The 17,771-nt window shown below is 70.9% G+C and carries 14 protein-coding genes and 1 pseudogene; 8 read left to right on the plus strand and 7 right to left on the minus strand.

Features of this window, described 5'->3' with window-relative positions; genetic code table 11:
- Positions 1-8: 8 nt before the first annotated feature.
- The gene (locus CFK39_RS08540) at positions 9-1,364 is read left to right on the plus strand and encodes a four-carbon acid sugar kinase family protein (RefSeq protein ID WP_157697115.1); all 1,356 of its coding nucleotides are present in this window, start codon (positions 9-11) and stop codon (positions 1,362-1,364) included.
- Between the two features lie 37 nt (positions 1,365-1,401).
- Positions 1,402-2,286 (plus strand): NAD(P)-dependent oxidoreductase, encoded by an 885-nt coding sequence (locus CFK39_RS08545; RefSeq protein WP_089065109.1) that lies wholly within the window; start codon positions 1,402-1,404, stop codon positions 2,284-2,286.
- Positions 2,287-2,292: 6 nt separating this feature from the next.
- On the opposite strand, the pseudogene CFK39_RS08550 reads toward CFK39_RS08545, so the two are convergent.
- Positions 2,293-3,124, minus strand: a pseudogene (locus CFK39_RS08550) (SDR family NAD(P)-dependent oxidoreductase).
- Positions 3,125-3,300: 176 nt separating this feature from the next.
- On the opposite strand from CFK39_RS08550, the gene CFK39_RS08555 reads away from it, so the two are divergent.
- From CFK39_RS08555 to CFK39_RS08575, 5 genes are read left to right on the plus strand one after another with little or no spacing between them, the layout of a single operon-like run.
- Positions 3,301-4,176 carry a fumarylacetoacetate hydrolase family protein gene (locus tag CFK39_RS08555; RefSeq protein WP_157697116.1) on the plus strand — a complete coding sequence of 292 codons (876 nt, stop codon included), beginning with the start codon at positions 3,301-3,303 and terminating at the stop codon, positions 4,174-4,176.
- Entirely contained in the window at positions 4,173-5,528 is a 1,356-nt protein-coding gene (locus CFK39_RS08560) for an enolase C-terminal domain-like protein (protein ID WP_089065111.1), read from the plus strand. Before CFK39_RS08555 ends, CFK39_RS08560 begins: the two co-directional genes overlap by 4 nt.
- Positions 5,529-5,540: 12 nt before the next feature.
- The gene (locus tag CFK39_RS08565; protein WP_089065112.1) at positions 5,541-5,876 is read left to right on the plus strand and encodes an L-rhamnose mutarotase; all 336 of its coding nucleotides are present in this window, start codon (positions 5,541-5,543) and stop codon (positions 5,874-5,876) included.
- Complete coding sequence (locus tag CFK39_RS08570) at positions 5,873-6,901, plus strand: aldo/keto reductase (protein WP_089065113.1); 1,029 nt, start codon at positions 5,873-5,875, stop codon at positions 6,899-6,901. The genes CFK39_RS08565 and CFK39_RS08570 overlap by 4 nt, the downstream gene beginning before the upstream one ends.
- Positions 6,888-7,763, plus strand: coding sequence for an amidohydrolase family protein (locus tag CFK39_RS08575; RefSeq protein ID WP_089065114.1), 876 nt, complete (start codon positions 6,888-6,890; stop codon positions 7,761-7,763). The genes CFK39_RS08570 and CFK39_RS08575 overlap by 14 nt, the downstream gene beginning before the upstream one ends.
- A 203-nt stretch (positions 7,764-7,966) precedes the next feature.
- Here CFK39_RS08575 and CFK39_RS08580 read toward each other — a convergent pair whose 3' ends face one another.
- The 5 genes from CFK39_RS08580 to CFK39_RS08595 all read right to left on the minus strand — a co-directional run bounded on the left by CFK39_RS08580 (position 7,967) and on the right by CFK39_RS08595 (position 12,282).
- Positions 7,967-8,659 (minus strand): FadR/GntR family transcriptional regulator, encoded by a 693-nt coding sequence (locus CFK39_RS08580; protein WP_089065115.1) that lies wholly within the window; start codon positions 8,657-8,659, stop codon positions 7,967-7,969.
- Positions 8,660-8,696: 37 nt separating this feature from the next.
- A complete protein-coding gene (locus CFK39_RS08585) occupies positions 8,697-9,920 on the minus strand; it encodes a toxic anion resistance protein (RefSeq protein WP_089065116.1) in 1,224 nt (407 codons plus the stop codon).
- Between the two features lie 50 nt (positions 9,921-9,970).
- A complete protein-coding gene (locus tag CFK39_RS08590; RefSeq protein WP_089065117.1) occupies positions 9,971-10,936 on the minus strand; it encodes a hypothetical protein in 966 nt (321 codons plus the stop codon).
- A gap of 219 nt (positions 10,937-11,155) precedes the next feature.
- A complete protein-coding gene (locus tag CFK39_RS16240) occupies positions 11,156-11,296 on the minus strand; it encodes a hypothetical protein (protein ID WP_157697117.1) in 141 nt (46 codons plus the stop codon).
- Positions 11,296-12,282, minus strand: a complete 987-nt coding sequence (locus CFK39_RS08595) for a type IV toxin-antitoxin system AbiEi family antitoxin (protein ID WP_089065118.1) — start codon at positions 12,280-12,282, stop codon at positions 11,296-11,298. Before CFK39_RS08595 ends, CFK39_RS16240 begins: the two co-directional genes overlap by 1 nt.
- 257 nt (positions 12,283-12,539) lie before the next feature.
- Between CFK39_RS08595 and CFK39_RS08600 the strand changes: the two genes are divergently transcribed.
- Positions 12,540-15,794: an endo-alpha-N-acetylgalactosaminidase family protein gene (locus CFK39_RS08600; protein ID WP_172805655.1), complete on the plus strand. Its 3,255-nt coding sequence runs from the start codon at positions 12,540-12,542 to the stop codon at positions 15,792-15,794.
- 119 nt (positions 15,795-15,913) lie between these two features.
- Here CFK39_RS08600 and CFK39_RS08605 read toward each other — a convergent pair whose 3' ends face one another.
- Entirely contained in the window at positions 15,914-17,464 is a 1,551-nt protein-coding gene (locus CFK39_RS08605; RefSeq protein WP_089065119.1) for a M81 family metallopeptidase, read from the minus strand.
- Between the last annotated feature and the right edge of the window lie 307 nt (positions 17,465-17,771).

Genomic DNA, 17,771 nt, shown 5'->3' on the forward strand with positions numbered 1-17,771 from the left:
CCACCACCGTGACCGTCCCCGCCACCCGCCGCCTGCTCGTCCTCGACGACGACCCCACCGGATCCCAGTGCGTGGCCGGCATCGACGTCGCCGTCGACCAGGACCCGGCGATCCCGGCCGCAGCACTCGCCGAGCCCGGCTCCGCCTGCTTCGTGCTGACCAACACCCGGGCCCTGGACGAGGCGAAGGCGACGCAGCTGAATCGCCGCATCCTCGCCGGAGTGCTCGCCTCCGAGACCGCACGGGAGGGTCTGCACGTCGTCTCCCGCTCGGATTCCACCCTGCGCGGTCACGTCATCGCCGAACCGATGGCGATCGCCGACGAGCTCGCCGCCCATGACGTCGAGGTCGATGCGTTCCTGTTCGTCCCGGCGATGCTCGAGGCCGGCCGGTTCACCGAGGGCGATGTCCACTTCGCGGTCGTCGGCGGGGAGCCCCGACGGGTCGGGGACACCGACTTCGCGGCCGACGCCACCTTCGGCTACCGCCATTCCGAGCTGCGCGAGTTCCTCGAGGAGCGCTCCGGCGGAGCCGTCCGCGCGGCCGACGTGCTCAGCGTCGGGCTCGAGGACATCCGCACCGGGGGCGCGGACCGGGTGCAGGAGATCCTGGCCGGGGCCCGCGACCGCCGCTGGGTGGTCGTCAACGCCACCGAGTACTCCGACATGGAGATCGTCGCCGAGGCCGTCGGCCGGCTCGAGGCCGAGGGACGCACCTTCGTCACCCGCTGCGGCCCCTCCTTCGTGCGGCCGCTGGCCGGGCAGCACGGCGCCGAGGTGGTCGACCCCGTCTCCATCACCATCCCCGACCAGCGCCTGGACCACGGCCTCGTCGTGGTCGGCTCCCACGTGGGCCTGACCACCACCCAGCTGCGCGCCGTCCAGGACCGCGGCACGCTCGTCGAACTCGAGCTGGACGTGCCCTCGCTGCTCGACGACCGCAGCGCGCAGCACCTCGCCGAGGTGGCCGAGCGTGCCCGCGATTCCCTCCAGTTCGAGGACTGCGTGATCTTCACCAGCCGAGATCTGGTGCGCACCGAGGATCCCGCCGAGTCCCTGGACATCGCCCGCAGCGTCTCCGACGCCGTGGTCGAGGTGGTCCAGCGCATTCGCGACGCGAAGCCCGCCTGGGTCGTCGCCAAGGGCGGCATCACCTCCCACGAGGTCGCGGCCTCCGGCCTCGGCATCCGCCGCGCCCGGGTGGAGGGACAGTTCTGGCCCGGCCAGGTCTCGCTGTTCTCCGCCCAGGAGGCTCCAGCCGAGGTCATGGGCATGCCGTATGTGGTCTTCCCCGGCAACGTGGGCGGCGAGCAGGCCCTGGCCGATGTCGTCGACACCCTCACCGCCGCCGTCGCGGCCCGCTGATCCACCGCTCCATCCGCCGCCCTCCGAGGAGAATCCCATGACCACCACTGCCGCCCTCACCTGGATCGGCCTCGGCGCGATCGGGGCCCCCATGGCCCGCGCCGCCGCCGCTGCCGGCATCGCCGTGACCGCCTTCGACGTGAACCCCGCCGCCCGCGCGTCCGTGGCGGATGTCGCCACGCCCGCCGAGACCGCCCTCGCCGCCGCCCAGGGTGCGGACATCGTCGCGATCATGGTCGCCACCCCCGATCAGCTCGACGCGGTCCTCTTCGGCGAGGACGGCATCGCCCCGGCCCTCACCGCGGAGACGACCCTGCTGATCATGTCCACCGTCGGCCCCGCAGCGATCGAGCAGACCGCCGCGAAGCTCGACGGCATCACCAACCACCTCGTCGACGCCCCGGTCTCCGGCGGCGCCGCCCGCGCCGCCGAGGGCGATCTGCTGGTGATGGTGGGAGGCGCCGAGGAGGATGTCGCCGCCGTGCGACCCGTGCTCGATGCCCTGGCCTCGAACGCCCCGGTCGTCGGCCCCCGCCCCGGTGACGGCCAGCGCTTCAAGATCGTCAACCAGCTGCTGTGCGGCGTGCACATCGCCGCCGCCGGCGAGGCGCTCGCGCTCGCCGACTCGATGGGCCTGGACCTGGAGCAGGTCCACGAGGTCCTCGGCACCGGCGCGGCGGCCTCCTTCATGTTCGGCGACCGCGGGCGGCGCATGGTCGACGGCGCCTTCGACGACGTCCGCTCCGCGCTGACCATCTTCGTCAAGGACATGGGGCTGGTCTCCGAGGCGGCTCGGGAGGTCCGACAGGAGGTCCCGCTCGCCGCATCGGCCCAGGAGATCTACCAGCGCGGCAGCGAGCTGGGCTGGGACCGCCGCGACGACTCGATCGTCTACCAGGTGCTGCGGGGAACGACCGACTGAGAGAGCTCAGGGCCGGGTGCGCACCCCGGTGACGCCGCCGTCGATCGACAGCAGCACGCCCACGGTGGAGCCGTTGCGCGGCGAGGCGAGATAGCAGTGGGCCTCGGCGACCTCCTCGGGGAGACCAGCCGGCTGTGCGGCTGCCGGGCCTCCAGCGCCGCCCGCTCGGCGGTGGGATCATCGGCCTTCTCCAGCAGCCGGCCGATCCAGGGGTATCCGCGGTGCCGGGGAGCACGGCATTGACCCGGATCCCCTCACCCACCAGATCCGCGGCCATGGCCAGCGTCATCGACTGCACGGCGCCCTTGGTGGCCGAGTAGAGCACCCGCTGCGGCAGGCCCACCGCGGAGGCGATCGAGGCGGTGTTCACCACCGCGGCATGCGCGGAGCGGCGCAGATGCGGCAGGGCGGCGCGGATCACCCGGGCCACCGAGGTGACGTTGACGTCGAGGACCCGGGCCCATTCGGCGTCGTCGTTGCCGGTGACATCGCCCTGCGCGCCGATCCCGGCGTTGTTGATCACGATGTCCACGCCGCCGAGCTGGGCGGCGGCCTCTTCCACCGCCGCCTCGACGCTCGCGGTGTCCGCCACATCACAGCGCAGCGCGAGCGCGCCCTCGGGACCGCCCTCCGGATGCAGGTCCAGCACGGTCACCTGTGCGCCGCGACCCAGCAGGGCGGTGGTGGTGGCGGCGCCGATCCCGGAGGCGCCACCGGTGACCAGGGCGCGCAGGCCGGAGAACTCGCCGTGCGGTTCCGGGGTGGTCGGCGGCGTGGCGGGGGTCTGGGACACAGGTGGGCTCCTCAGGAAGTGGGGGTGGGCACGTCTGCTAGTCATCCTAACTCTGCGCACCCGTCACGCGTCCAGACCCCGGTCTGATCCGGCAGTTTCAGGGCTGATTGCCGTCCAGGCTTGTTTCTTTCCCTCAAGACATAGGATGATAGGTGGATCGATGAGGCTCGGGCTCTCATCGACGGCGAAGGTGACCGCGCCCGATGAGGAATGGAGTGTCCGTGGAACTGCGACGTCTCGGCCCGGTGGGTCAGGAGAAGCCGGCTGCCGTCTCCGAGGGGGTGACCTATCGCCTCGCACCGCTGACCGACGAGATCGACGGGGACTTCCTCGCCGGCGGTGGGATCTCGCGGGTGCGCGAGGCGCTTGCGGCCGGAGAGCTGCCGGTCTGGGACGGTGCTGAGCAGGAGCGCATCGGCGCCCCGATCGCACGCCCCATGGCGGTGCTGTGCATCGGCCAGAACTACGCCGAGCACGCCGCGGAGTCCGGCGCGGAGCCGCCCACGGTGCCGATCCTGTTCCACAAGCACCCCAACACCGTCGTCGGCCCGAACGACGACGTCGATATCCCGCCGGGCGCGCAGAAGGTCGACTGGGAGGTCGAGCTCGGCGTCGTGATCGGCACGGAGGCCGCCTACCTGCCCGATGAGCAGGCCGCGCTCGAGGTCATCGCCGGGTACGTGACCAGCCACGACATCTCTGAACGGGACTTCCAGATGGCCGAGTCCGGGGGCCAGTGGTCCAAGGGCAAGAACTGCCGCGGCTTCAATCCGCTGGGCCCCGGGCTGGTCCCGGCCGACGAGGTCGACCCCCAGGCGCTGCGGCTGTGGTCCGCCGTGAACGGCGAGGCCCGCCAGGACTCGACCACCGCGGACATGATCTTCACCGTCGCCCGGATCGTCCACCACCTCTCGCAGTACATGGTGCTCTCGCCCGGCGACGTGATCAACACCGGCACCCCGCAGGGCGTCGCCCTCTCGGGACGCTTCCCGTACCTCGAGGCCGACGACGTGGTCGAGATCGGCATCGAGCATCTCGGCACCCAGCGCACCGCCTTCGTCCCCGCCCCGACCACCTCGCAGAGAGTCCTCCCATGAGCACCTTCACCGCCCTGGACGTGCAGGACGTCCGCTTCCCCACCAGCCGGAGCCTCGACGGCTCGGATGCGATGAACCCCGATCCGGACTACTCGGCGGCATACCTCACCCTCCGCACCGACGCCGGTGACGCGGGCGCCGCGCTGGTGTTCACCATCGGCCGCGGCAACGACGTGCAGAGCGCCGCGATCGCGGCCCTGGCCCCGCACCTGGTGGGCCGGGACGTCGAGGAGGTCCTCGCCGACCTCGGCGGGATCTACCGCGAGCTCACCTACGATTCACAGCTGCGCTGGCTGGGCCCGGAGAAGGGCGTGATGACCATGGCGATCGGCGCCGTGGTCAACGCCCTGTGGGACCTGCGCGCCCGCCGAGAGGGCCGCCCGCTGTGGCTCACCCTCGCCTCGCTCAGCCCCGAGGAGCTGCTGGAGCTGGTGGACCTGCGCTACCTCGAGGACGCGCTGACCCGCGAGGAGGCGCTGGAGATCCTGCGCCGCGGCGCCGAGGGCAAGGAGCAGCGGATCGCCGCACTGCGCGAGCAGGGCGTGCCCGCCTACACCACCACCCCCGGCTGGCTCGGCTACAGCGACGAGAAGCTGGTCAGGCTGCTGCGCGAGGCCCGCGAGGACGGCTTCGAGATGGTGAAGCTGAAGGTGGGCGCCGACGCCGCGGACGACGAGCGCCGCATGCGGATCGCCCGCGAGGAGATGGGCCCCGCCTTCCCGATCGCGATCGACGCCAACCAGCGCTGGGGCACCGCCGAGGCGATCGAGGCGATCCGCGCCCTGGCCCCGCACGACCCGTACTGGGTCGAGGAGCCCACCTACCCCGATGACGTCCTCGCCCACGCCGCGATCCGCGAGGCGGTCACGCCCGTGCGCATCGCCACCGGCGAGCAGGCCGCGAACCGGGTGCTGTTCAAGCAGCTGCTGCAGGCCGGCGGCATCGACGTGCTGCAGGCTGACGCCACTCGGGTGGCCGGGATCAACGAGAACCTCGCGATCCTGCTGCTCGCGGCCAAGTTCGACGTGCCCGTCTGCCCCCACGCCGGGGGAGTGGGCCTGTGCGAGATGGTCCAGCACGTGGCCTTCCTGGACGCGGTCGCGATCGGCGGCGACGACGAGCGCCGCCGGATCGAGTTCGTGGATCACCTCCATGAGCACTTCGAGGTGCCGGTGCGGATCGTCAGCGGTGCCTACATGGCGCCCGAGGAGCCCGGCAACGGGGCCCGCATGCTCGATGCCTCGATCCAGGACCACCTGTTCCCGGATGGTCCCGTCTGGGCCGAGGGGCAGGGCCCGCAGGGTGCAGAGGGCACCCGGCGTGCACCCCTGGAACCGTCCGCCACCCGCTGAGAGGATCCCGGCATGGAACAGATCGCCCTGCACACCCGCATCGCCGAGGGCCGCGAAGCGGACTACGACCGCGAGCACGCCCGCATCCCCGATGAGCTCGATGCCTCGCTGCGCGCCGCGGGCGTGCACGCCTGGCGGATCTGGCGCGACGGCCGTGACATCTTCCACCTGGTCGAGGTGGAGGACTACGCCGCGATGCGCCGACAGCTCGCCGCCGATCCGGCGAACCAGCGCTGGCAGCAGCACATCAACCAGTTCCTCAAGGTGGTCGACGACTACGGCGGTGACGACTCCGGGATCAGGCCGGTGTGGTCCCTGCCGGCGCAGGCACCGGAGGTGACGGCATGAGCGCCGCCGACCCGTCGGCCGCAGCCCCTGCCGCTGCGCCACTCGAACTCCCGCCGCTCGGCTTCGGCGCCGCCCAGCTCGGCAACCTCTACCGGGCCACCACCGACGAAGAGGCCGACGGGGCGGTGCGTGCCGCCTGGGACGCCGGGATCCGCTGCTTCGACACCGCCCCGCACTACGGGATCGGCACCAGCGAGCGCCGCCTCGGCCAGCGCCTGGCCGGCTACCCGCGCGAGGAGTACCTGGTCTCCACCAAGGTGGGGCGCCTGCTGCTGCCCGGTCCCGGCACCGGGGACGACCTGGCCGACGGCTTCGCCGTGCCGGATGACCACGTGCGGCAGTGGGACTACTCCGAGGCCGGGGTGCGCCGCTCCCATGCCGAGTCCCTCGAACGCCTGGGTCTGGACTCGGTGGACATCCTGTTCGCCCACGATCCGGAGGAGGGGCCGACAGAGCAGGCTTTCGCCGAAGGGCTGCCGGCGCTGGCCCGGATGCGCGAGGAGGGGCTGGTCCGCGCCGTCGGCGTCGGCTCCAAGGACGCCGACGTGCTCACCCGCGCGGCCCGCACCGGACTGATCGACCTGGTCATGCTCTCGGGCCGCTTCACCCTGCTCGAGCAGGACGCCGCCGAGGAGCTGCTCGCGGCCTGCGTGGACCACGGGGTCGGGATCGTCGCGGTCTCCGTGTTCAACTCCGGGCTGCTGGCCCGGCACCGGGTCGCCGACGACGCCACCTACGAGTACGACCAGGCCCCCGCCGCGATGATCGAGCGGGCCCGGGAGCTCGCCGGCATCGCCGAGCGGCACGGGGTCACCCTCCCGGACCTCGCCGTCCAGTTCCCGCTGCGCCACCCCGCCGTGCGCTCGGTGGTGCTGGGGATGCGCACCGCCGAGCAGGTGCGCTCCAACGCCGAGCGGATGGGCGTCGAGATCCCGGCTGCGGCCTGGGAGGACGTGCAGCGCACCGAGGATGCTGTGCGCGGCGGAGGCACCGGAAGCACGGAGGGCGCCGATGGTGCCCGCTGAGCCGGTCACCGACGCCCACCTGCATCTGTGGGACCTCGCCGAGAGCCCCTACGCCTGGCTCGCCGGGGCCCCGGCGCCGCTGCGCCGCACCGTGGGCATCGAGGACGTCCGCGGTGCCCTGGTGGAGCTCGGCGTCACCCGGGTGGTGCTGGTCCAGGCCGATGACACCGCCGAGGACACCGCTCACCTGCAGCGCACCGCCCGCACGATCGAGGGAGAGGGCGGGCTCGGGATCACGCGGGCCGACGTCGTCGGCTGGCTGCCGCTGGAGGATCCGGACGCCGTGCGCGCCGCGCTCGAGGACCCGCAGCGCTCCGACCACCTCGTGGGCGTGCGCCACCTGGTCCACGACGACCCCGATCCGGGCTTCCTGGACCGGCCGGAGGTGGCGCAGTCGCTGGACCTGCTCGCCGAGGCCGGGCTGTCGCTGGATGTCCCCGACGCCTTCGAGCGGCACATGGAGCAGGTGGCGCGCGTGGCCCGCCGCCACCCCGGCCTCACCGTGGTGCTGGACCATCTCGGCAAACCGCCGCTCGGCGACCGCGAGGGCATGGCCCGGTGGCAGGCGCAGCTCGAGGCGATCGCCGCCTGCCCGAACGTCGTCGCGAAGGTCTCCGGTCTCGCGACCAGCGGCAACGGTGACTTCGCCGTCGCAGCGGACCTCGCCCTCGCACTGTTCGGCCCGGAGCGGCTGATGATCGGCTCCGACTGGCCGATCGCCCCGCAGCACCTGGACCTCGCCAGCGGCTTCGCACCCCTGCTCGCCCACGTGCGCACCTGGGCGCCGGCCGACGTCCGCGCGGTCACCCAGGGGACCGCAGCGCGGGTCTACCGCCGGCTCGGCGAGGCACCCGCCCGCTGACCCGCCCGGCACCCGCGATCGCAGCCGCCGTCCGCCGACCACCGACCGCCGACCGCCGACCAGGATTGTCAGGTTCCGAACCAGATTCACCCCTGAAGTGGTTCAGAACCTGACAATCCTGGGCTGGGCTGGGCCCGGCTGGCGGGTGGGCCTGCCGCAGCGCGGTCACTTGGCCGGCCGGCCCGGCGCGCTCTGCGGCGCGGTCACGCGGCCGGCGGCTCCCCCTTCTGCAGCAGCCAGGACTCGACGCCGGCGACATGGGCCGCCGCATAGGTGCGGGCGAGGTCCGGGCGGCGGGCCTGCAGCGCGTCCAGGATCCGGCGGTGCTCGGCCAGGGTGCGCTCGACCGCGGAGTCGTCCGTCAGCCCGCGCCACACCCGGGCCCGGGCGGTCGAGCTGGCGAGGCTGTCCAGCAGCGAGCTGAGGTAGTCGTTGGGGCAGCGATCGTTGATCAGGTGGTGGAAGGCGATATCCGCCTCGACCAGCTCCTCGATGGTGGAGCTGTCGTCGAGGTCCGCCATCGACTGCTCGAGCTTCGCGAAGTCCTCGTCGGTCAGGTGCGGGCAGGCCTGCTCGACCGCGGCCGGCTCCAGCAGGCGCCGGATCTCGATGATCTCCACATAGCTGGAGTCGTGGTGGAGGTCCAGCACGAAGGCGAGGGACTCCAGCAGCTGCTCCGGCTCGAGGGCCGTCACATAGGTGCCGTCGCCCTGGCGCACATCGAGCACCCGGATCACGGACAGCGCCTTGACCGCCTCGCGCAGCGAGTTGCGCGAGACCCCGATCCGCTCGGACAGCTCGCTCTCGGTGGGGAGCCGGTCGCCGGGCTTCAGCGTCCCGTCCACCACCATCTGCTTGATCGCGCTGATCGCACGATCGGTGACCGCAGAGGCCATCAGAGCACTCCTTCCAACGCCAGGGCGTGAGAGGTGCTCATCGCCGGTCCTCGATCTCGAGCAGGTCCATCGCACTGGCCTGCTCGATCTGCTCGTGCTCGGGCTGCTCGTTCTGCATCCGCTCCAGGTAGGGCTGGGCGCGATGGACCTGCTGCTCCAGGTTCGTCACCGTGGTGAGGAAGTTCTGGTTGGCCTGGGTGCGGAAGGCGTCGATCCCGTCCATCGTGGTGAACAGGTTCTCGAAGGCCTTCTGCAGCGTCTCCTCGGAGACCCCGGAGGTCGCGGCCTGCTCCTGGATCTTCACCGAGTTGTCCGCCAGCATCTGCGAGGTGCGGGAGATGAGGTCATCAGTGGTGCGGTTGACCGCATCGATCTGATCCAGCACGATCTTCTGGTTCTCCAGCGCCTGGGCGGTGATCACTGCGGTGCGCAGCGCGGTGACGGTGGTGGTCCGCGCCCGCTCCACCCCCTGCTGGAGCTTGGTGTTGTTGTCCTCGATGAGGCCCATCGACAGGTAGGCCTGGACGGTCACCGCGATCTGGGTGGCCACGTCCTGGCGGCGCTGCCGCACCGCGAACAGCACGTCCCGCTCCAGGGCATCGGCCTCGGCGGCCTTCCCCTCGGCGCGGGTCTGCTCGGCGCGGCGCACCGCCCGGTCATCGAGCAGGCTGAGCAGGTAGGAGGCCTTCTTCAGGGAGGCGAGGTCCTCCCACAGCGCCCGACGTTCCACCGACAGCTCGGCATTGTCCTTCTGCAGCATCTCCTGGCCGCGGCTGAGCGCGCCGAGCACCTGATCGAGCTGGTCCTGGTTCGATTCGAAGCTGCGGAAGTAGCGCTTGGCGAGATTGCGGCCCGGCAGGAAGGACAGCGCCTTGTCGGCGAAGGTCTCCTCCTTCGGAGCGAGCTCACCCATGGTGGTGCGCAGCTCGGAGAGCGACTTCGCCACCGACTCCTGCGCATTGCCCTTCTCCTTCGACTCCCGCAGCGACTGCTGCATGAAGCGCGAGGAGGTCTGGCTGGTGCGCTCGAAGGTGCGGCGCGCCACCGCGCCCAGCGCGTTGACCTGCGCGGTGTACTCCTGCGAGTGGGGATTCAGCTGGGCGACCTGCTCGACCCAGGCATCCGCGCGCTGCTCGAGCTCCTGCTGCTGCTCAGCGGGAAGGTCCGGCAGCATGTCGCCGGCCTGGTCGTCGGGGATCGATTCGACCGGCTCGGCCGGGGTGATCTCCTGCTCGGGAACGGGTGGTTCGAGTTTGTCCATCGGGGCCTCCTGGGCGGTTCACGGTGGGGTGCGGTTAGTGCGGGATGCGATCAGACGTCGATGATCGGGTTCAGGTGCTGGTCGGCGAAGCGGGCGCGCAGGAACTCGGCGTGCACCTCGAGGGAGCGGGAGACGCCGCCGACGAGGTCGGTCTCGATCTGCTCGACCCCCTCGGCCAGCACGCTGAGCTGCCGACCGATGCTCTCGAGGTTCTCCAGCGCCTCCTGGCGGGCTGAGCCCTCGAAGGTCTGCAGGAAGCCGATGGTGTCGCTCGCGGCTTCGACCAGGTCGGGCACGTAGCGGCAGGCGATCCCCTCGAGCATCGTCACCTCGCCGGTCGAGGGCCGCAGCGACTGCAGCTGCTCGGTGGCGACCAGGGCGTCGATCCGGGTGACCAGGCCGTCGACGTCGTCCAGCACGGTCGCGGCCGACGGGGTGCTGCTCGCCTGCGGGCGCAGCACCGAGAGCTCCTCGCGGGTGGCGGCGTCGGCGTCCAGGATCCGGGTGAGCACGGCCCGGGTGCTGTCCGGCACCGAGGCGTCCAGCACGGGGCGCTCCTCCTGGTCGCGGCGCGGAGCGTTCAGGAGGGCGCCGCTGCCGCCGAGGGTCACCACGCCGATGCCGGCCGCCGCGGCGAGGGCCAGCAACGGGCCGGCCAGCCCCGCGCCGAGCCCGACGACGAGCGTGAGGACCGCGGCGAGCCCGCCCAGCAGCACCGGGGCGCCGAAGCGCACCAGCGGCGAGCGGCGGGGCCGGCCGACGGCCTTCGAGGCGGGGGAGTGGACCGTCCCCTGCAGTGGCTTCTCGATCGGGCCCCACAGGTCGCGGCGCTCGGCGGTGGCCTTCCAGGGCAGGTCACGGTCGCCGGGGGTCCGGGCATCCGAGCCTGCGGGCGCCGAGGCGTCCGTGCTGCCGCGGGAGCCGGTCGGTACCGGGGGCGCGGGCGCGAAAGGATCCGGGAACCTGTTGTTCCCGCTGGTCGGCGGCTCGGCCGACGGTCCCTGCTCTGCGCTCACCGGTTCCCGCTGTCCTCCCCGAGACGATGACGAGGCCGGTTCGGGTGGAGTGGTCCGGGACCGTTCCCTCCACCGTGCGAACGCCTCGCCTGTGCGTATGGACAGGCTATCGCGCAGTACTGGACGTCACCCGAAGATTCCTCGGACGAGTTCAGCCCGCCGGCGGGCTCCCGGTGCAGTTTCAGCCCAGGGGCACGGCCTCAGCCCTGCGACACGGGTTCAGCCCTGCGGCACAGCCTCCCAGCTGCGGGAGGCGGCCGAGCGCACCACGGCTTCGCAGATCTCCGCGGCGCTCAGCCCGTCGGCCGCGCTCGGGGCGATGACGCGGAGGTGGCGCGACGACATCTCGTGTTCGACCATCAGCGATCCCCAAGAAGCAGCCGCGAAATCTGCATCGCTGCTTCTTCGCTGTCCTGGTCACCACTCATGAACAGATCCCAATAGACGATCGCAGCGTCCGCGACCGCCAGGTCGGTTGTGCCTGCATTGGTCGACACCGAGTGCGAGAGCCTCCAGAGGGTGGGATCACGAGGAATGCAGGTGACGAGATTCGCCTCCTCCAGAGGAGCAGGCACGAAGCCGTCGTCGGCAAGGTCGACGGGGCCGGAGACGTAGATCCGTCCTCGAGCCGGTAGCTTCCAGGGGGCGATCTGATCTGCGGCGACATCACCGCTCACAAGATTCGCGACGTCCAGCAGACGGGCGACCTCCACGGCACGGTCGACGAGATCTGTCACCGGGTCCAGCCCGTACCAGCCGAACTCCTGCCCACCGGGCCCTGGGTATTCGTGGCGCCAGTGGGAGAGCAGACGAGCGCGATCCTGGGCGTACAGTCCTTTTCCCTCATCGGCTACGAGCCCTCCCAGGGCTTGTGCGGCGCGGGAGACGGACTGCTGGGTCGTTCCCAGCGTCTCGGCAATCACAGGCTGTCTGGTGGGCTCGGCAGTGAGCAGCAGGTATCGCTCGAGCGCCCAACGAATCCATGCGGGAGTGCCCCTGTGACGGGGTGGGCGCCGTTGCGGGAGTTCCGGTGCCGCTCCATAGCGGCGTCCCGCATGGATGAGCTGGATGGGTTCGGCAGTGAGGATATCGATCTCCCCGGCCGTGGCGCGCTCAACCACCCCGGTGGTCGCGGACACCCCGATGTGGAGCACCCGGCGTCGCTCCCTCCCTTGGTCGACGCTGTCGCGCCGTACATCGTGCGCTGTGAGTCGAGCTGCGGGCGTGCCGGGCTCGATCTCGAACGCGGAGCCGTCTGGGGCGCGCAGGAGCCATGTGGATACCGATGACCCCTCGGCTATCCGGATGTCCAGTTCCTGTAGCAGTGCTCCCACGTCAACGGTCATCAGCCCTCCAACAACTCAAGTCCCGCCGTGTGGGATCGCGCGTGTTGGACAAGTCCACCATAAATTTGCTACTGAATCCAGATTCCCAGCGCACTGCCGTGGCCAGCAGGGCTCCGACGTCGAGCGCACCGGGTCTGAGCCAAGGGCTCCCAGCGGAGCGGCATCGAGTGCGCAACTCTCCGGACTCATCCGCCCGGGGCGGGTTAGCCTGAGGCGGGCAATGTAAATCGAATCACACCTACATGATGGAGATGCACATGGACCGCCGACGTTTCATCCAAGCCTCCGGCGTCGCCGCAGGCGTCGGTTTCACGGGTATCGCTGTGCCCGGTGCAGCGAATGCCGCTCCCGAGGAGCCGGAGCCCGATTCGATCACTGTGGACCCTCCCCCGGGGACCATCGAGATCACCGATGATGACCTGCGCGTTCGACTGCACCCGGACTTTCCCCAGGTCGTGGACTACACCGTGGGCGGGGCGACCCTCGCCGGGCGCTACGGCGGCGCGCACACGACGATCACGATCGACGACGTCGAGCGCGGGGTCGAGGTCGAGGAGCCGCAGCTCGCCGAGGACGGCGCGAGCGCGACCTACCGCCTCACCGTGCCGGATCTGCCCGGTGTCTCCGTCGACGCGGTGCTCTCGGTCGCCGACGGCGTGTTCCTCTGGCGCCTGACGAACATCGTGGACCCCGATCGGTCGGTGCATCGCGTCTCGGTGCCGCGTCTGGACCTGGCCTCCGTCAACGGCACCGAGGCGAGCGCCCGAGTGGTCACCGCCGATCTGTCCGTCGACCGTGCCACCAGCGGTGACCACTTCTACGACCTGTCGGCCCAGGAGCCCGGCACTGCCGTCTCGGATCCCACCCACGTCGCGCTGCTGCACGGTGGTGAGCTCGCCGCCGGCTTCGAGACCAACGCGGTCGAGGACAACACCGCCGGGGGTGCGACCGCCGACCGCGTGCAGACCGACAACTCCCGGTACATCGCCACCCTCGCGCAGGGCGAGGGCGCCATCTACGGCACCGTCTCCCCGGGCACCTTCGTGGTGCGCGGGTCCACCGCGGATCACGGTCTCGGCGCTGATGCGAATCCCTTCGTGCGGGTGCGCGTGGTGGGTGATGCGAACGGCGACGGCGTGGTCGACTGGCAGGACGCTGCGATCGCGGCGCGCGACGTGGCCGAGACGATCGCCGGCTCCGAGGACGTGGCCGATGAGGTCATCAAACGCATCCCCTTCAACATCGTCTCCCAGGCCACACATCCGTTCCTCCGCATCCTCGATGACACCAAGCGCATCGGTCTGGCCACCGACGGGCTCGGCCAATCCGTGATGCTCAAGGGCTACGAGGCCGAGGGCCACGACGCCGCACACCCCGACTACGCGGGCCATTACAACGTGCGTGCCGGCGGCAAGGACGAGCTGGACACCCTGGTCACGAAGGGTTCGGAGTGGAACGCGACCTTCGGGGTGCACGTCAACGCCACCGAGTCCTACTCCGAGGCGCACGCCTTCTCCGAGGAGCTGCTGCGTGATCCGATCGAGCCGGGGTGGGGCTGGATGAACCAGGCGTACAAGATCGACGGACCGAAAGATCTCGGGAGCACCGCTGTGCTGCGACGCTTCCAGGATCTGCGCGACGAGGTCCCGGACAACCTGTCGTTCCTGTACGTGGACGTGTACTACCCCAGCGGCTGGGAGGGGCAGCGTCTGTCCCAGGAGCTGCGGCAGCAGGGCTGGGTGGTCTCCACCGAGTGGGCGAACAAGATGCCGCGGGAGTCGATCTGGTCGCACTGGGCGAATGATGAGAACTACGGCGGGTCCAGCAACAAGGGCCTGAACTCGCAGGTGATCCGTTTCATCGACAACGCCCGCAAGGACGTGTGGAATCCGGATCCGCTGCTGTCCAACGCGAACATCCAGGAGTTCGAGGGCTGGACCGGGCACCAGGACGCGAAGGCCTTCTTCACCAACATCTGGGAGCGGAACCTGCCGACCAAGTTCCTCCAGCGCTCCGAGATCATCTCGTGGACCACCCCGACCGAGGACGAGCCCGGTCGTATCGTGCTGGCCGATGGCACCGAGGTGACCTCGTCGGTCGCCTCCGTCTCCGGCACCGAGATCCCCACCGACCGCCTCATCACGAGCGACGGCGCAACCGTCTACGAAGACGGAAAGTACCTGTTGCCCTGGTCGGATGGGGACGAGAGGCTGTACCACCTGAACCCCGAGGGCGGCACATCCACCTGGACGCTCACCGATGGCTGGTCCGGACCGAGCTCGCTGGTCATGTACCGCCTGAGCGACTCGGGTCGCACCGATGAGGTCACCGTGCCCGTGCAGGATGGTCAGGTCACCCTCGATGCCGAGGCCGGCGTCGCGTATGTGCTCCACCCGAGCGGGCAGCTGCCGGAGCCGCGGGATCCTTCATGGGGTTTCGGCACTCCCGTGGTGGATCCCGGGTTCTTCTCGGGCACGCTGGACGCCTGGCGGGTGAAGGGCGAGGCCTCCGTGGAGACGGACGAATTCCTCAACCGCCAGGCGCTGCTCGGGGGCGGTGCAGCGGCGTCGATCGAGCAGCACCTGCACGACCCGGCCCGCCCGGCCCGGCATCTGTCGGCGGGAACCTGGTCCGCGTGGGCGTGGATCGAGATCGATCCCACCAGCACCCGTGAGGTGACGGTCTCCGCTACCGGTCGAGGCGTGGAACCGACTGCGCATCAGGCGGCGCAGGGTCGCGGCGTGGCGACGACCATCAACGCCTCGACGGTGGTCAACGCCACCGCCTCGGACACCAAGCACGGCCGCCACTTCCAGCGAGTGCGCGTCACCTTCGTCTCCGACGGCTCTCCGGTGGCCTTCGCGGTCTCCGCCGCCGAGGGAGACGCCGAGGTGCGCATCGACGACATCCGCGTGGTCCCGTTCACCGAGCCGGAGGACCCCTCGCCGACGGAGGAGACGATCCTGTTCGAGGACTTCGAGAACGTCGACACCGGATACTGGCCGTTCGTGACCGGTGCCGACAACATCGGGGGCGACGCCCGCACCCAGCTCGCGGAGCGGCACGAGCCGTATTCGCAGGCCGGTTGGTACGGCCTGAACCAGGATGGCGACGCCGTCGAGGGCGGCAAGCTGACCGACAATGTGCTCCGCGGCCAGTGGTCATTGATGGCGAATGAGGAGAACGAGGGGCTGATCCTGAGCACCACGCAGGCGTCGCTGCCCCTCACCCCAGGACACCGCTATCGGCTCTCCTTCGACCACCAGACCGCCTTCGCCGATACCTATCAGATCGTGGTGGGCGAGGACACGGTCGGGGACCCGGTCGTCTCCGAGCAGGTGGAACGTCTGCCCCTGCCGCAGGCCCGGGAGACCGAGCGGGTGAGCCTCGAGTTCACCGCCTCCGAGAACGTCGACACCACCTGGGTCGGCATCGAGAAGCTCGGCGGAGGGCGGCAGGCGAACCTCACGATCGACGATCTGCGCGTCGAGGACCTCGGCAAGGTCGGCTGATCTCGCGGCGGGCCGGCACCGGAACACCCTCCGGCGCCGGCCCGCCGGTCACCGCCCGCCGGCAGATGGTCGGAGGCACACCTGTGCTGGGCCGACGAGCGGTGACGGACGCTTCGGAGTCAGTGTCGTCGGCCGCCCCCGGCCACCACGTCGGCCGCCGTCGGCGCCGGGATCTCGGCATCGAAGGGGATCATCGGGCGCGGGATCCGTGAGTGGCTCAGCCGCAGCAGGTCCTGGTCCACGCCGCCCGGGGTCAGCGCCAGCAGCCAGTCCGCGGCGGCCTCGTACTGCTCGGGCTCGAGATAGCCCATCTTCACGGTGACGATGTCGAAGCCGGTCATCGACAGTCCCAGCCGCGCGAACATCGACGCCGTCGCCCACTGGGAGCGCCTGGCGGTGACTACGACGGTGAGTCCGGTCGGTCGGGCGGCGGCGAGAGCGGCCGGATCCGCCGAAGGGTCGGCCGACGGGCCCGCCTCGAGCACGCGCAGGGCGGCAGAGCGTCCCGTCGGAGCGGACTCATCGAGCGCCGCGACCTCGACGGCGAGCGGCACCGGGCCCGGCTCGCGGGCGTCGATATTGGCGCCCACCTGCACCGCGAGGCGTCCGCCCTGGCCCGCCGACCAGGCCGCGTCGGTGGTCGCGGGATCGACCAGCGAGACCATCAGCGCGCTCACCTGATCAGCACGGATCTCCTCGCGGGCAGCCAGCTGGGCCAGGGCGTGCGTGGTGTCGTCGGCGCCGCCGGCGCCGGGGTTGTCCCCGGAATCGGAGATCCAGAAGGGGCGTGCGTTCGAGGCGATCGCCTGGTCGAGGCAGTCCTCGAAGGTGCCGGTGGGGGCGACGAACTCGAACTCGTGCCGCTGCTCCCACACGGCGGTGGCGAGCTCCATCGCAGCGGCCTCGACCGCCTCGGCCCCGTCCCCGAAGGCGACGATCGCGGCCTGGCAGCGGGGCTGGTCCGCCCAGGCGAAGCCGATCCAGTAGGACACGTCGGTCACGCCGGGCCGCTCGGTCAGCCCCGGGATCCGGGCGTACAGCGACTTCGCGGGCTCGATGCGGGTGGAGGTCTTCTCCCCGGGCAGCAGGATCGGCACGTGCACCAGCGCCGTGTGGGGGAGCGGCCCGCCGTCGCGCACCCGGGCGGCGGTCTCCACCAGGTCGCGCAGTCCCCTCTCGCGGGTCTCCCAGGCGTCGATGTGCGGGGCGTGGCGGTAGCAGGTGAGCAGGTCACAGGCCTCGAACAGGGTGTGGGAGACATTGCCGTGCAGGTCCATCGCGGTGCCCACCACCACCTCCGCCCCGATCACGCCGCGGATCGCGGTGATCAGATCCCCCTCGGCGTCGTCCAGGCCCACCACGCTCATCGCGCCGTGGATGTCGAAGAATAAGCCGTCCAAGGGGGCCTGTGCCATCGCGGCCGCGAGACCCTCGACGATCTCCGCCTTCCAGCCCTCGTACACCGCGCGGTCCAGCTGCCCGCCGGGCAGGGCGCGGGCGTGCAGGACGCCGACGTACTCGGCCGGCGGCACCTGGAAGGGGTAGCGGTCCAGGATCTCAGCGGTGCCGCGACGCACCTCGAAGTCGTCGGCCCCGGAGCGGTAGGGCGTGAACGTCGAGGACTCGATCGCGATGCCGGCGATGCCGATGCGCGGGAGGGAAGTGGTCATGTCGACCTTTCACGGGGGTGCGGTGCGGTCTGCTGGGCCCAGTGATCCCTCGAGGGCGGCAGAGCCGAGCGAGCTCGGGGCAGCGGGCTGTCCTGTATGAAGTCTGGCAGGCGGAGCGGTCACTTTTCGACAACTGGTCCGATGTATGGTCGATGCTTCGAGTGTTTCGACCGCGCATCGGGGTGCTGCACGAGGAATGATCCGACACGACTCCTGCTCGGCGAGAGCCGCAGCGCGATCTCCTCGCCCGGCCGACGACCGGAGCGGACCCGACGGCGCCGCCTCGGTCGGTGGTCGACAGTCGCGG

It is taken from the genome of Brachybacterium avium (genome assembly GCF_002216795.1).
GTDB classification, from domain to species: Bacteria; Actinomycetota; Actinomycetes; order Actinomycetales; family Dermabacteraceae; genus Brachybacterium; species Brachybacterium avium.